Origin of the sequence: Pseudomonas sp. W22_MBD1_FP4 (assembly GCF_052113765.1) — a bacterium.
GTDB classification, from domain to species: Bacteria; Pseudomonadota; Gammaproteobacteria; order Pseudomonadales; family Pseudomonadaceae; genus Aquipseudomonas; species Aquipseudomonas sivasensis.
The window spans coordinates 74937-88798 of the sequence record NZ_JBGQOI010000021.1; the positions used below are offsets into that span (position 1 = coordinate 74937).

Annotated in this window: 13 protein-coding genes; 6 read left to right on the plus strand and 7 right to left on the minus strand. The window is 49.7% G+C overall.

The annotated features are described in order from the left end of the window. Positions 1-2 precede the first annotated feature (2 nt). The 4 genes from ACEN2T_RS23430 to ACEN2T_RS23445 form a co-directional block, all read right to left on the minus strand. On the minus strand, positions 3-446 hold the full coding sequence (locus ACEN2T_RS23430; RefSeq protein WP_442117636.1) for a hypothetical protein: 444 nt from the start codon (positions 444-446) through the stop codon (positions 3-5). Beyond that, on the minus strand, positions 446-1360 hold the full coding sequence (locus tag ACEN2T_RS23435) for a hypothetical protein (protein WP_442117637.1): 915 nt from the start codon (positions 1358-1360) through the stop codon (positions 446-448). The genes ACEN2T_RS23430 and ACEN2T_RS23435 overlap by 1 nt, the downstream gene beginning before the upstream one ends. A gap of 372 nt (positions 1361-1732) precedes the next feature. Continuing rightward, complete coding sequence (locus ACEN2T_RS23440) at positions 1733-1894, minus strand: helix-turn-helix domain-containing protein (RefSeq protein ID WP_442117638.1); 162 nt, start codon at positions 1892-1894, stop codon at positions 1733-1735. 673 nt (positions 1895-2567) lie between these two features. Next, positions 2568-3938, minus strand: coding sequence for a GrpB family protein (locus tag ACEN2T_RS23445; RefSeq protein WP_442117639.1), 1371 nt, complete (start codon positions 3936-3938; stop codon positions 2568-2570). Between the two features lie 1961 nt (positions 3939-5899). Between ACEN2T_RS23445 and ACEN2T_RS23450 the strand changes: the two genes are divergently transcribed. The 5 genes from ACEN2T_RS23450 to umuC all read left to right on the plus strand — a co-directional run bounded on the left by ACEN2T_RS23450 (position 5900) and on the right by umuC (position 10512). Further along, on the plus strand, positions 5900-6316 hold the full coding sequence (locus ACEN2T_RS23450) for a DUF6957 family protein (RefSeq protein ID WP_442117640.1): 417 nt from the start codon (positions 5900-5902) through the stop codon (positions 6314-6316). A 166-nt stretch (positions 6317-6482) separates the two neighbouring features. Next, complete coding sequence (locus ACEN2T_RS23455; RefSeq protein WP_442117641.1) at positions 6483-7640, plus strand: type II toxin-antitoxin system HipA family toxin; 1158 nt, start codon at positions 6483-6485, stop codon at positions 7638-7640. Between the two features lie 498 nt (positions 7641-8138). After that, positions 8139-8663 (plus strand): hypothetical protein, encoded by a 525-nt coding sequence (locus ACEN2T_RS23460; RefSeq protein ID WP_442117642.1) that lies wholly within the window; start codon positions 8139-8141, stop codon positions 8661-8663. Between the two features lie 147 nt (positions 8664-8810). Continuing rightward, positions 8811-9245 carry a LexA family protein gene (locus ACEN2T_RS23465; RefSeq protein WP_442117643.1) on the plus strand — a complete coding sequence of 145 codons (435 nt, stop codon included), beginning with the start codon at positions 8811-8813 and terminating at the stop codon, positions 9243-9245. Further along, on the plus strand, positions 9232-10512 hold the full coding sequence (gene umuC / locus ACEN2T_RS23470; protein ID WP_442117664.1) for a translesion error-prone DNA polymerase V subunit UmuC: 1281 nt from the start codon (positions 9232-9234) through the stop codon (positions 10510-10512). Before ACEN2T_RS23465 ends, umuC begins: the two co-directional genes overlap by 14 nt. A 91-nt stretch (positions 10513-10603) precedes the next feature. Here the strand turns inward: umuC and ACEN2T_RS23475 are convergent, their stop codons facing one another. From ACEN2T_RS23475 to ACEN2T_RS23485, 3 genes are all read right to left on the minus strand, one after another. Then, positions 10604-11626 carry a reverse transcriptase family protein gene (locus ACEN2T_RS23475; RefSeq protein ID WP_442117644.1) on the minus strand — a complete coding sequence of 341 codons (1023 nt, stop codon included), beginning with the start codon at positions 11624-11626 and terminating at the stop codon, positions 10604-10606. 275 nt (positions 11627-11901) lie between these two features. Continuing rightward, positions 11902-12246 (minus strand): hypothetical protein, encoded by a 345-nt coding sequence (locus ACEN2T_RS23480; protein WP_442117645.1) that lies wholly within the window; start codon positions 12244-12246, stop codon positions 11902-11904. Then, positions 12243-13088, minus strand: coding sequence for a phosphoribosyltransferase-like protein (locus ACEN2T_RS23485; protein WP_442117646.1), 846 nt, complete (start codon positions 13086-13088; stop codon positions 12243-12245). The genes ACEN2T_RS23480 and ACEN2T_RS23485 overlap by 4 nt, the downstream gene beginning before the upstream one ends. A gap of 344 nt (positions 13089-13432) precedes the next feature. Between ACEN2T_RS23485 and ACEN2T_RS23490 the strand changes: the two genes are divergently transcribed. Further along, on the plus strand, positions 13433-13798 hold the full coding sequence (locus ACEN2T_RS23490) for a histone-like nucleoid-structuring protein, MvaT/MvaU family (protein ID WP_442117647.1): 366 nt from the start codon (positions 13433-13435) through the stop codon (positions 13796-13798). Positions 13799-13862 lie beyond the last annotated feature (64 nt).

A 13862-nucleotide genomic window follows, 5' to 3' on the forward strand; every position in this document is an offset into this window, starting at 1 on the left:
GGCTATTCCCATTCCTTGGATATGGTCTTGACCATAGCTTCAGTGATCTTCCTGCCGATCTTCGAAAGTGCGGTCTTCTCTTCGATCATGACGGTTTCATCGTTCATGATGTCTTTTACCAGCAGGGCGCCTTTTGGGAGCAGTTTGAACCCATTCGACGTAGGCTCGATCAGCCCGTCTCTGTACGCGAGCTGGAGGGCGATGGACAGTGCGGGGTCGAATCCCCAGACTGGAAGGCTGATCTGCCCCAATTTTGCAGCAAGGATCAACGTTTCCATGCGTCGAGGCGTTTTCATCGCCCAATGCATCAGGTGCAATTTGATCAGGCTACATTTGCTGCCGTGCCCACAGATCGAGAGGATCAGCAATGCTTGGCTGATTTTGTACATCGGTCTGAGTTCGGTCAAAACCGGCATCGGTCTTATGGTGAAGTTGATTGTTGCCATCAGCTATAGAAGTCCAGTTGGCAGACCGCGAGCCAACGGGCGACTGTTCTGCGCACTATGTCGTCCGTGAGGGTTACATCAATCAGCAGCTGTTCATCGTCCATCAGCCGAGCAGATAGGCGCTCCTTGACCATTTTAACCAGGTCGTCAGGGTGACCTGAGGCGGTCAGGCTCCATTCATCCACGTTTTCCTCAAAGCCGTTTAGGGTTTTCGCGACTTGGAAATATGTCTGAGGCGCTTTTTCGTAAAGCGTCTGGAAGAAGCTGTCGTGATCCAGGAAGGAGCTTTTAGTTATGGAGAGCAGGGCCGAGTTCGCGCGCTCACCTTTGTCGGCCATACGCAGTTGGGTTTTACGTTGTAGGTTTTCGTCGTAGGCGGTTGGACTACTGTTGACCTTGGGAATGGACTGCTTGTCGTGGCCTATGGAGATCGGTAATCCGGCTGTAATACGGTGCTGGTTTATTTCCTGAGTGTAGAAACCAATGTCCTGAACAAGTACTGTGAAGTTCTCGTCCAAGTGGGGCAAGCCCCAGGCTCTGACCTCATCCTGTTTTTTCTGAGCATGCGTCAACAGGGCGTTGTGGGCAATTTCGGGCGTGATGAAGTACCAGTCTTTGATTTTGGTGCCGCCAAGAATCCCAACCAGGCTAGTTTGGTTGTCCTTCAGCTTCTTGAGGTCTTTTGTGATCTTGTCCTGCTGCTTCTTATTGAGCTCTTTGCGCTCATAGTGCGTGTCTGGGCAATAGCACTGGAAGGCAAGCCCGGTATGCTTGGTAAACCCCTCGATGCCGAAATCGCCCGGCGTAGCAGGAACGTGCTGGTATCCGTCAGCGCCGAATTTTGCCTTTAGGACGAGCTGAAGCGTCGCCTCCCAGGTCGTTCCGTTGAAAGGCCCCATTGGTGTGATAATCAAAGCTCGCCTGCCTTATCACGCGTATCGATTAGTCCATTTCCGAGGGAGCGAATGTCGACCTCGGATATCGCATAGGGGTGCTGGGCACCGCGTTAGGCGACGCTATCAAATGGCCAGTGGCAGGTCTACGTTTTATAGTTAAATTGATAATCAACTTAACTGGTTATAAATACAGCACTGTTTTTATAACCACTGCCCAGTTTCGCAACCCCAGCACTAAATGATCATGGTCAGAAGGAAGGCGCATCCAGCGAAGCACGCTGGTGAGGCGTGACTATCAAAAATCCCGACCGCAAGATTATTATACGTCAGCACCCACACGAGCATCAGCCAGTACAGTATCAGCGCCATGAATCGTCTGCAGAAGCGACCTCAGCCGCTCACCCAATATCTATCCACGGTCGACCGGCTTATCCCCAACTGGCGTACGACAACCTTTATCGCGTGCCCTTGAGCTTGGAGCTTTCTGACCGCCTCTATGGTTCCGTCCGTGCGCTTGTCGCGTACGGGCAGACTCCTAGGGAGCGCTCCCAAGGAGACCGAGCTCTAATGATTTGCCACCTGGTCATCCCGAGCGTATTTCCTCTCATCCGGATCTCCTGAAGCCATCGCGGCTTTCACAGCCCGCTGCGCATTCATGAGCTGATCAACCAGCCGCTGCCGTTCATCCTCACCTAGCGCGGGATTGAGCATCGCCACAGGCGTCCTTCGACAACAAGGTATCGGCCATCCGGAGTTGTTGGATTCATCTGTTACGCTCACCGTGGCAGGCACGTTATACGTAGCGCCAATGTCATCAATAGGCCCCTGCAATGAAGGTGAACATTGCTGAATTGGATTCGGGGGAGTCCTTAGCGGCACGCCTGTTCCACGAATTGATAGACAGCGGCAGTGCCCCAGGCTCAATGGATGCCGAATCTTCAGTACGTGCGCGATTCTGATGGTGTTCGACAGCCCGACGATTCAGTAATTGCGGGCTTGCAGATAGATAAAAACTTTTAGCAACCAGATTCAATAAGCGCCGGGGCGGCACAGAAATAACATTATATAGTACTTCTAACTCACGCAGCCTGGGGATAAGTAAAGCCGAAAAGCATAAATTGAGGCGGTCTGTTTCTGTTATGCGGCACCTAGCACACCGCCCGAACCATAAAAGCAAAGTTGGCAAGCAAAATACGCAGAACTAATCCCGCCCCACAACAACTCCTCAGTAAGAGCGTCGTCCTTCAATTTCTTTCGCAGCACCTTCTCGCTTCATCTCTTTATAAATTGTCCACCGCAGACTAAGCTTATTCGCCCTCGACTTGAGAAAGAAAATCAGCGGAGATGGAGAGTTTTCAATGACAGCGTTGTAATCAGAGGCTAGAAGCAAAATATCCGCATCCAAATAACCTCTCAAAGCAGAGATCTCTACCCTATGGAATATTTCATCTAGGGAAGTCGCCGATCTTTTATATGCGAAGTACAGCCCAAGCATATCGGACGAGATAAAAAACAACATTACAGCAATAAGAGCCCTATTAAATGCTATTAGGTCATTCGGAGGAGCAAGCACGATAGCAGCAATGCTCCCGGTAAAGGAACACAATAACGAGCCCCACAGAAATTTACTCATCAGTTCGGCACTAGCATGATGAAGATCACCAGTCCAAAATGCAGACTCTTCAATAATCTCTGCCAACCTTTGATAGCCTGGAAACTCACGGCTGGCGAAACGACTTTCCTCTAAAATCCAGTCAGTACCTGATAGCGGAAGAATAAACTCTTTAAGAATTCGCTGCTGCTCTTCTAGAGATGGTTTTTTGCCTAAGCCACTCATGAATAATACTGCTCGCCGAGCTTGATCTCCCGCCGAACGATGCTTTTGTTGAGACTGGCTTAGCATAAGCCATGCAGCCAGAAAACCAAAACCCATGAGTGCTATTAATAAAAGCAGCCAGCCTTGATCAACATACACTGAGAATGCAGCAGTAAGTGCCATGCCCAACTGTAGCCACATCATAGATCTACCGCAGCGATCGGCCTTGTCGAGCTCTAAGTTTTGGTGTGTAAGTAGTTTGTTTATGCTGAACTTAGGCGCGCGTATTTTTAATGCCTTTTCGATAAATTCCTTTTTGCCTAGAGCGTAGGAGTCAACATCATTTTTATGAATTTTGGCCAAATCCTCCTTGAGTCTCGCGTAATTGCAAGCAAGTTTATCATTCATGCACAACTCTTCCCTGAAATTTATCATATCCTGCTCCCAGGTACTCTGCGGCTTGCAAATATGAATATGATAACCAATGCTATCGGGGGACGAATAGTTAACTAAAAAATAACGTGGAGTGTCCAAGTCTTTTTCTCTGACTTGGTAACCTAACTCTTGAATAATTTTCACTACCTCTCCGGACACAACCCAGTCCTGTAGAGATATTAAGATATCAATGATAGGCTTTGCGGACAGCCCAGGCACTGATGTTGATCCTACATGATCAATGAAAAACGAGAGATTCTGCAATCTATCCCTTATTGCTTGAGCCTCCTTGGTAAAAGCTTTTCCCCAGTCAACTGAGTGCTCGCTAATCTCTACACTATTCATTTTTTTACTTGCACAATTGAAAGACATGCAACTAGTTAGATTTTAGTCTGCGTAATTCTTAAAGCGCAGAGCCAACTCTTTAGTCCCGAATGCCTCACATAGTAGCTTAAAGCCACCCTTGAGTCCATTTGACGGGGGGTACTTTATCGATAGGCGAAAGTCAGGTCGGAGTACGGCATAGTCAATAGATTTACATAAGTGTGTTGGCCGGGCGGTTAGGCGGCAAGCTAGTTCGAGTTATGGCTCAGCCATAGTTTTCAGAAGCGCTGGCACCTGGCCGATCTGCGATGACGACCCTTCGACCTGAGCACTGCTGAGCAGGCACCCAAGGGATGTAGAGGCGGATCTGGATAGGTAGGCTGATCGTCTCAGGAGTCACTCCGTCGGTAAACGCTAAGGCCCTCGGCTTACGGAATGGTGAGGGATTGCATTACACTGGCGACGTCCGTAGCATTATATTCGACTATCCAGACAGCAGAAAATTTGTCGGCGACGCTGCGTAGGCCCAACGCTTTATGGGGCCATATGAAGGGAAATTGAAAGCGTTGGGGTTGTTCCGTTTTGGTACGGAAGACTTGCTTTCAAGGCCGTCCTTCCTTGGTAGTCATACGATTTCCGAATCTTGGCATCCGTCGTGTGGAACGCAGTAATTGGTGCCAAGAATCGCCTTCCTTTCTCCTCGCACAATCTGTAGACCGCCAAGGCGCGGAAGTGTCCCTGTCCTACCTTCACACTGCGGCTCCGGTTGAAAAGGATGCCTTGAGCATTCTTGGGCTTGTTCAGCCCCATCTCACTGTAGCCACAGTAAGCAGCTATCAAAATTTCCAGCACCTCTTCGACAGTGCAGTTGTCTTTCTGCATCCGAGCGTGAAGAGGGTGCGCGACGGCCTCATAGTCAATATGGATGCCACGACAGTTCGGTACCTGCCAGCCCATCTTCATGCATATGCTACGGACGCGGTCAAACTGTTGTTCGTCATGAGATAAGTGAACTCGGCTAGAGGGCCACGCTTGTGGGGTGGCGTGCTGGAGTCTTGCACCGCTATCACCTGGTCAGCCAGGGTTCTGAATGCGTCTGCGAGGCTCGCGTCCCCTGGCTGTAGGTGATCGAGCTCATGGTCAGCTTCCTCCCAAAAATTATCGTGCGGGCTTGATAGCCGGCTTACTGCTAGTGGCCTCGTATTCCGCTGCCTTCTCATCGCGGGCGTCGCGCAGTTTCTTGGCGAAAGGCTTAGCGGCTTTGATGAGGCCGGTGAAGGAATAGCTGTTGCTCGTGTTACCACCGTGCGACGCAGACTTGCGCTCCGTGCGTTTGATGTATTGCTTATCCTCCAGTTTGGCGATTGCGCGCTGAATCGTCCGTGGGTTACCCGTTCACACGCTGCCCATCATCGAGCGACACCGGCGCGCAGGTTTCGAGGTTGTCACGGCCGTCGATGGTGGCGTGTATGTCGTCGCTCACTGGCTGTTTGAGAGCGGTGCCTTAGATCGGTTCAACCGAGTTCATTGATTTTTTTGCTGGGGCGCTTGTGGTGATAAACGAGGCTTAGGAAAGAAAAAATGGGGCTCCCCCAATGTGTTTTGGACGCAAAGAAAATTGATTTCGGCGTCGAGATAACCGGGTACTTGTGTTGCGCCGAATTCCAGCCACCCTGCGTGATCGGAGTGGTTTTTTCTGAATCACGCGGGCGGTTTACGGACGGAAAAACGATCCGTACTTCGAGGCTCGAAAGGGTGTTCGAACTTATTGGATATCAGCTTTGTGAAACGCACAATGGAAGCCGATACGTGATTTGTCACTGGTGGCATGAGAACGGCGCCATGCCCGAGATCAATATGATCCACTAGCGAATTACAGGCATTTCAATCGGCTCCCAAGGTTACCCAATTCCCAGGATGCACGGCTCCCAGATGTCTGGATCCGTGTGGCTTTATAAGTCTTTAGAAAACTAGGCAGCAGTGTGCAAGCAGATTTGATTGAAGATGTGCTGTATGGCCCCGCTCAGATGCTAGGTGGCTCTCAGCTTGAAGACGGTGAGCTCATTGAACTGGCGCGCGAGGAGTTCGAGGGGCAGCCATTTTGCATCGTTCGAAACTGGATGGTGCTCGACCTCCTACTCACCGAGGCCCAGGAGCGTGAAGTAAGAAAGCAGGGACATCAGCCCACCGTCCTTTTCATCAACCATGCTGTGTTCGACAGCGAATCCCGCATCCCGGCCGGCGATTGTTTCATCCCCGGCTATCAAAAAGATTTCCACGGATGCTTTTTTGAAAGCAAAGACAAGCTGTACATCCTGGCTGGCCGTGGTGCAAGAAAGCACGTGAGTGTGCCTGCGATCTCAGCGTTGCATGAAAATTTGTCTTGGCCCGTCAGGTAGTGGCGAGATTGGGAAGAGCTCTATGTTTGGACGGAGTGCTTCGCTCGCGATTGGAGTGATTCAGCGACGTATTCCCCGCTGTCCAGCTGGTCGGACAACAGCCCAGAAGCTCTTCGGACTCAGATTGATCAAGGCACAGTGAGGCTTCGGTAATTCGCCGAGACGTATGGAATCCATAACTCTTCAAATTCACTCGAATGGCCGTTGGCGCGATGCACTGGTGGTCAGCTTCGATTCACCGAGAGATAGCCTGCGAAGTCGGTGCAACATCAACTATGTGCCCGAATACCTTGTGGATCAGTTCATTCAACTGGGTACGGTGAAAGCGCCTGCCATCAGTGCGAACCTCCCGCTGGAATGGGATATTCGGCGAGAGCTCGCCCCAGCTTTTCTGCACGATATCATCCCCGCCGGTGCTGGACGTCGGCACATCTTGTCGAGAATGGCAGTACCGCCAGGGATGTCGACTGAACTCTTTCTGCTGCGGCAATTCGCTGCTGCTCCCATTGGGCACCTGCGTATAAAAGGTGCGACCGGAATGCTGCATCCCGCTGAAAAAGTGACTGGTGGGGCAACCCGAGAAGAGGTTATTCAGGAAGGTATCAGCTTTCTCGACCAGGCCAGGGAATTGGGAATGGCAATAAGCGGTGCTCTTGGGGCCGGAGGTGAAGCTCCAAAAATGCTGCTGGTCGAGGATGCTTTGGGGCGGCTTTATCCCGAAGGGATGCTAAGCGACTCAGATGTGCGCCGACATTGGTTTGTTAAATTCCCGCGTAACACCGCCACTCAATTAGACCGCGACATCCTGCACTCCGAATACTGCTTTTACCGCGCGCTGGGCCAGCTGGGGATCGACACGATCGCCGTCGATGGTCTGACCCACGAAGCAGCGAAGATACCTAGCATTTGGATGCAAAGATTCGATCGGAAGGTCTCTCCGGGGGAAGTGGAGCGCATCGCAGTCGAGTCAATGTATTCATTATGTGGCGTCAGGCATCGAGGTAGTTGTTTGAGTCATTTCGATGTCGTGGATCGGCTAGCGGAAACATGGATTGCGGCTGGCCAAGAATCTGAAATACCTGACATGGTTAGCGAATACTTGCGACGGGATTTAATCAATCAGATCGTCGGGAACACCGACAACCATGGCGGAAATCTCTCGATCCTTCGGGGCAAGGAGCGAGTGAGCTTTGCACCCATCTACGATCTTGCGCCCATGGTGATGGATATCGAGGGCGTTGTGCGGATCACTCGGTGGTCAACAAAGATTGAACGATTAGGTTCGGTCGATTGGGGGGGCTGTGTGTGCTCGCTTCGCGCATAGGGCAGATCCGGAATGGTTGTTCGATCGGTTACAGGCGGATGCCCGGTTGCTGCTGGCGTTGCCGGATTTGCTACAGGATCTAGGACTGCGCCAGGAAGCTTGGCGCTCGCCGATGATTCCGCTCAGGTGTCTCGAAGACACTTTTCGTAGGTGGAAGTTGATGTGATTGATCTCTACCTGCTAACGGTTTCTTTTTTGAGAGCAAAGACAAGCTGTACATCCTGGCCGGTCGGGGCTCCCGAAAGCACGCGAGCTTGCCCGCTGTCTCGAAGTTGAGAGAGTTCTTCCCCGTATCTTGAGTCAGCTGAATCATTATTCCAGACACGAGAAGTGCTTGAGGAAAGAGGGTCAGTGGAAAATACACGTGAATCGCTCGCACAAAGCTCAAAGTGGAAGCATTATTTTGCTCGTAGCGTGTTGCGATATGGGCAGTGAGCTTTTTGAAAGCTGCTACGCAATTAATGCGTTCCACAAACATTAGGGTTGTAAGGGGGAGACATGGGACGATCAGGATTTCCGATCAAGCTATTTGCTTTTGCAGGGATCGTAGGTATAGGGGCCGGCGCGCTAGCGCTTGTCAGTCGATTCCGCTTGAGTGTGGAGCTCAATGCTGTGTTCAAGCACCTCGGGTTTGGACAACAGAGCCTAGTAGAGCACTGGCTGAGTGCAATGTCGGCAGTGGCTCTCTTTGTTTTTCTTGTAGCGGTCATTTCAAAGTTTTCGAAAAGGGTGCCATTCAAAAAAACTTGGTTGCGCCAGTATTGGTTCATAAAGCTACGAAAACGAATTCTGAATGTCTTCCGCTCAGTCTACATAGCCCAGTGGGCGGCAGTGATTGCAATGATTTACATTGGGGGGTCGCTTGGTTGGGAGCTTGAGCAGATGGGGCAGAGAGGAGCCTTTCAAGATGACCAGTTCAGCATGGATGTCTTAGGCTCACTGGGCTTCTGTTTCTTACTTTGGTTCTTAATTAACTCAGAATATAGGCAGGCACGACTGAAGCGTCGCTCTTATCTGTCGTAGGATCTGCTTTCTCGTCGCAAGTCGGGGGGAGCTGTCCATTAGTGCGCTCGGACGCTTCCCACTGGTCTAAATTTTTCGTCCTAGATTGACCGGAAGTCGCCTTCGACGTTGACTGTATGTATATACAGTTATGTTAAGGCGTGCCTCATGAGCATTACCATCCTCGGCCCCATGGCAGAAGGGGGAGTCCAGCTTCCCTTTTACTCGTTCCGAGTACCTGCAGGATTTCCGTCCCCTGCTGCTGATCACCTTGAACAACACATCTCCATTGATGAATTGTTGGACATTCGTGCATTGCATATTTACCTAGTGCGCATCGAAGGTCATAGCATGGAAGGTGCGGGGATTTTCGATGGTGATATGGCTGTGGTGGATCGTTCTATCACCGCCGAGCACGGGCACATCGTCATTGCAGCTGTGAATTGCGAGCCGGTCTGCAAGCGCCTTTGTAAGCGTGGCCCGAACATCATTCTGATGTCCGAGAATGCCGGATATCCACCGCGCTACATCCTCGAAGGCGATGAGCTGATTATTTGGGGTGTGGTGACGTTCAGTGCGCGCGCTCATGATCCAAAAGCCTGAGTCCGTCTTTGCCCTCATCGACTGCAACAGCTTCTACGCGAGCCGTGAGCGAGTTTTCCGTTCTGATCTGGCCAAGACACCCATCGTGGTGCTGTCGAACAACGATGGTTACGTGATCGCTCGAAGCGCGGACAGCAAGCCGTTCGTAAAAATGGGCGAGCCATACTTCCAGATCAAGCACAAATTCAAGCAGCACGGCATCGTGGCGTTCTCTTCGAACTATGCGTTGTATGGCGACATGAGTGAGAGGGTGATGAGTGTGATCAAGTCGCTAGTACCGGCTGTTGAGGTCTACAGCATCGATGAGGCGTTCGCGGATTTAGCCGGTGTGCCAGGTAATCTCGAAGCGCTTGGTCGGCAGATCCGAGCACAGGTTTACCAAAGCACAGGTATCCCGGTCGGCGTTGGTATCGCCGGCACGAAAACCCTCAGCAAACTCGCCAATCACGCAGCCAAAAAATGGCAGGCGCAGAGCGGTGGAGTGGTTGATCTTCGTGACCAGATCAAGCGCGATTGGGTGCTGAAGAAACGCTCAGTCTCTGATGTCTGGGGCGTGGGGCGGCAGATGACGCTTCACCTTGAAGGCATAGGCATCAAGACAGCTTGGGATCTCTCCAAAACCGATCCCTGGACGCTGCGTAAGAAATTCAGTGTGGTAATCGAGAAGACGGCTCGTGAGTTGGCGGGTACACCGTGCCTGGAGCTCGATGAGCCTGATCCACCCAAGCAAGAGATCTGTTGCAGTCGGATATTCGGCAAGCGTCTCACCGAGATTGCACCAATCAAGGAAGCCGTCGCGACCTACATGATGCGAGCCACTGAGAAGCTCCGGGCTCAGCAGTCACTGTGCAAGAAAATTCGGGTGAGCATTCGCACTGGCATGTTCAATCCCGAGGAAGCGAAGTACGCGAATGGTGCCTTGGTGGAATTGCCTTATCCAACCGACGACGTGCGATTGATGACAAAGGCGGCAGCGGAAGCGGTAGATCGGGTTTTTCGACCGGGGTTCAAGTACAGCAAAGCTGAGGTTCTATTGGTCAATCTTTGCCAGAAAGGAGAATACACCGATGACCTTTTTTCGATCTCGCAGCCAGTTGCTACGGAAAAAGTTATGGGTGTGATGGACGCTATAAACGGCAGGTGGGGCAGGGGGACAATGCGCTTGGCGAGTGTGCCGATCGATCCGGATTGGGGCATGCGCAGGGAGATGATGAGTCAGAGCTTCACGACAAGGGTTGATCAGCTTTGGACGGTGTATTGTAAATAAACAGCCAAAACTAACCTGCAGCTTTAAAGGATGTTATTAGTCGAAAGGAAATTGATGGTTCTAGCCAGTAGGGGCGCTGAGAGTTTGTATGCTATAGGTTTCGACCGAAAAGTGGTAGTAGCACATTTTTACATTCAATTGCCTCAATATTGTTTGGCTCTGCCTGTAGCCAAAAGTTTACCTTGCCTAGGATAGAGTCAAGATAAAATGGGTCTTTGATTTTTTGTTGTGATATATGAGATAGAAAGCCATACGTGCGAATGTAAAAGACATCTTGTTTTATTGATCTTCGAAGCTCTCTAGTTATTCTCAAACTTTTTCCTGAAACAGAGAGTCCGGTAACAATTTTTTTGTTGGTTTCGATCATTAGTCTAGTTTTGGAGGTGTTTGTAGTCAGACCACACCCAGAGATAATGCACTCGACAACGCCTAAGAAATTAGTTGAAATGTATCCGCCAGAAAACGTCATGTCATCTGCATAACGAGTGTAGTTTAAATTGTGCTTCTTCGAAAGTCGCGTAAGTCGATCGTCAAGGCCACGTAAAAGAATGTTAGTTAAGTAAGGGCTCGTTGATGCTCCCTGGACTAGGCGGCCTTCGTTGCAGCATAGAGCCGCTAGAAAGTAAGAAACATTCTTAGCGTAGCCGAGACTGGAGAAGAAATTTACAACCCACCCAATTTTAATCGAGGGGAAAAAATCCATTAAGTCCATCTTAAGCAGAGTTTTACAATTCAGATGAGCGCTGGCATTAGTGAAGATTGATTTACCAGGAACATAGCCATGCGCATTCTCATGCACGGCGCAATTTAGTAGTATATTTTTATAGATCCAATCTTGGCATTGGAGGAGGCTAGGGTAAGGGGCTTCAATAAGCCTATCTCCCCCAGATCGTTTTTTTATGGCGAATTTTCTATAAAAACTAGAACTGCCATTTATCATGCGTAGCAAAGTCTCGTACTTTATGCCCATCAAGAATGATAGATGCTCAAGTTCGAATACAATTGGTGAGCCCGACTTTAATAGTGCCGAAACTTGGGTGAGATAGCTATCAATGAACTCAGGTGAGATGCCGCGACTTACAAAAAAACGCTTCCAGTCTTCAATTTTCTTCATAAAAAACCCACAGACGACTACCTTCTAAACTCGCGCTCGAAACCGTAGGGCGTGCGGAAGTGGGCGAAGCCCGCTTTTGTACGCCCTACGGTTTGCGGAAACGCGCAGCGTTGTAGCATCGCGGACATCGGTATGCTTCACCGCCGATGGCTGCGATATCGGTTATCGAACACCTTAACCTTGGGAGCGACTACACTCCAACGTACTAGCCTCTGTGGGCGTGGTGAGAATACTACAGAAGGAGAAAAAAACAACCCACACAAAGGCTTCTGCAGTTAAGAGTCCACAAGGTATACGTTTGGAACATAAAGCTCATCAGAGCCTATCGTCCGGCAGCGCATTTTCGGAGGTACTTTTCGCCAGCTTTTAGAGCCAGGTAACACTCGGCCAGAACCGGCCAAAAAAACTGATCGACCTTCTTGGCTAAGAAATATCAAAGATTCATGCTCTACTACGAGTTTTTTAGAAGCAAGTGAGCTGAAAACTTTAAAAAACACTTCGCCAGATAGCTTGGTGCGTTTCAGGAGTGTGTACGGTTGCAATCCTGAGCTAGCTTCATATAGGGCGCGCATAATAACGAAGTCTGCTCGGAGCTTGTCGGATTTGGTATAAGGAATCATGCATCCCCCATGGCGCGATGGAGTACCGTTGCTCTTTTTTCAAGATTGTTATTGATTGGCCACCAGAAAACGGGAAAAACACTATTAGGAGTGTTCGCATGTTCTCTACAATAGGCAGCCTGAGCACCGTTGTAGCCTAAGCTGGGCATTTTAATGCCTTCATATTCTTGCGAAAGCCCAGCCTCAAGGCCGGTCATTAAATTACGATATTCTTCTGCAAGTTCTTTTGGGAAGTAGTCGTCAATAGCTTTTTTGATTTCGTACTGAGCGGTGATATTTATACCTGCTGCTCTTACTGCATTGAGGCCATGCTCGGTAGACACTAATACTTTAAAGGCAATTGAAAATCCTTCTACCTTTCCTTGGTTGAAAACCCTGACTAATTCATTGTGTCTGCTGATAACTGTTTGTCCGGAGCCAACAAAGTCATCTACAATAATTAGCCGTTTGCGTCCTGTTTTTGTATATGTTCTGTACGCGGCGCCAAAATTGGAAACACTTACGAAGTCGTGGCAGCCATCTGCAGTGAATCTAAATTTAAGGTTGTAAAGTATCTCGTGGGAACTGTCAGAGCCAGAGTTTGCAGCCATGGCGACAATTTGGGTGTTGTTGATATAGTCTGCTTCAGCTATTATCTCACGAGCCAATGCTGTAAGCTTTTCATTATAGTCTACAGTCGATAGATAAAAGAAATTACTGATAATCTGAATTAGCATTTCGCGTGAGCGAGCGCACTTACACTCTTCAAAAAGCATGTGGCCCAACTCAGAAGCTTTTGAACCGATCCAAGGCTGACGGGCAACTAAAGTAAGAACGGCATTGAAAATTTCTTTGCTTTCCATATGAGTGCTTACTTAGTTGATTTTTTGGCTAATGGCTGAACTATAGCTGCTTCCACTAGAAATTATCAAGACTGGTAGTAAAGTATTGGTGGAGGCGTTGCTTCACTTTTCGTAAGTTTTTGGCCAGGTTTAGCAGCCTTATGGCCTACAGCTTGCCGAGCGGAGGTGCATTTTTGGGGCGTTTTCGATCTTTCGGTGTGGTTAAGTGCCACCGGAGGTAGGATTACCTGATTTTACGAAAAGATAGGTGCTTGGCAATTTATTGGTCGTGGTGACGTCCTACTGAAAATTCGGTAGCATTTATTTTTCGCTCCATATAATTAGCATCTATAAGGAATATACGAATGTCTCGTCTGGCTGAATACCGAAAGCTCGAACAACAACTGGCCGCCCAACTGGCGGAGCTTGAGTCCATGAAAAGCGATTCCGGCCTGAAAAAAGAAATGGAATTTGAGAGCAAATTACGCGCTTTGCTGGGCGAATACGGCTACAGCTTGAAAGACGTCGTTAATCTGCTTGATCCACAAGCTGGTCGTCGTGCCCCAATTGCCCAGTCGCAATCGGGCACGCGCAAGCCGCGCCAGGTGAAGGTCTACAAAAATCCAGAATCCGGCGAAGTCGTGGAAACAAAGGGCGGCAACCACAAAACGCTGAAAGAATGGAAAGTCAAATATGGCTCGGACAAAGTAGAGTCCTGGCTGGCCAAGTGAGTTCTGTTTGAGTACAAAGGGCCCCTATAGGGCGCATTTTTGTTAGCGACTTTTAGCCTTGGTC

Bases quoted from the DNA above. Each gene is read 5' to 3' on its own strand.
- ACEN2T_RS23475 (WP_442117644.1), bottom strand. From the start codon at position 11,626: ATGAAGAAAATTGAAGACTGGAAGCGTTTTTTTGTAAGTCGCGGCATC.
- ACEN2T_RS23465 (WP_442117643.1), top strand. From the start codon at position 8,811: ATGAGCATTACCATCCTCGGCCCCATGGCAGAAGGGGGAGTCCAGCTT.
- ACEN2T_RS23460 (WP_442117642.1), top strand. From the start codon at position 8,139: ATGGGACGATCAGGATTTCCGATCAAGCTATTTGCTTTTGCAGGGATC.
- ACEN2T_RS23445 (WP_442117639.1), bottom strand. From the start codon at position 3,938: ATGAATAGTGTAGAGATTAGCGAGCACTCAGTTGACTGGGGAAAAGCT.
- ACEN2T_RS23430 (WP_442117636.1), bottom strand. From the start codon at position 446: ATGGCAACAATCAACTTCACCATAAGACCGATGCCGGTTTTGACCGAA.
- ACEN2T_RS23455 (WP_442117641.1), top strand. From the start codon at position 6,483: ATGGAATCCATAACTCTTCAAATTCACTCGAATGGCCGTTGGCGCGAT.
- ACEN2T_RS23480 (WP_442117645.1), bottom strand. From the start codon at position 12,246: ATGATTCCTTATACCAAATCCGACAAGCTCCGAGCAGACTTCGTTATT.
- ACEN2T_RS23490 (WP_442117647.1), top strand. From the start codon at position 13,433: ATGTCTCGTCTGGCTGAATACCGAAAGCTCGAACAACAACTGGCCGCC.
- ACEN2T_RS23485 (WP_442117646.1), bottom strand. From the start codon at position 13,088: ATGGAAAGCAAAGAAATTTTCAATGCCGTTCTTACTTTAGTTGCCCGT.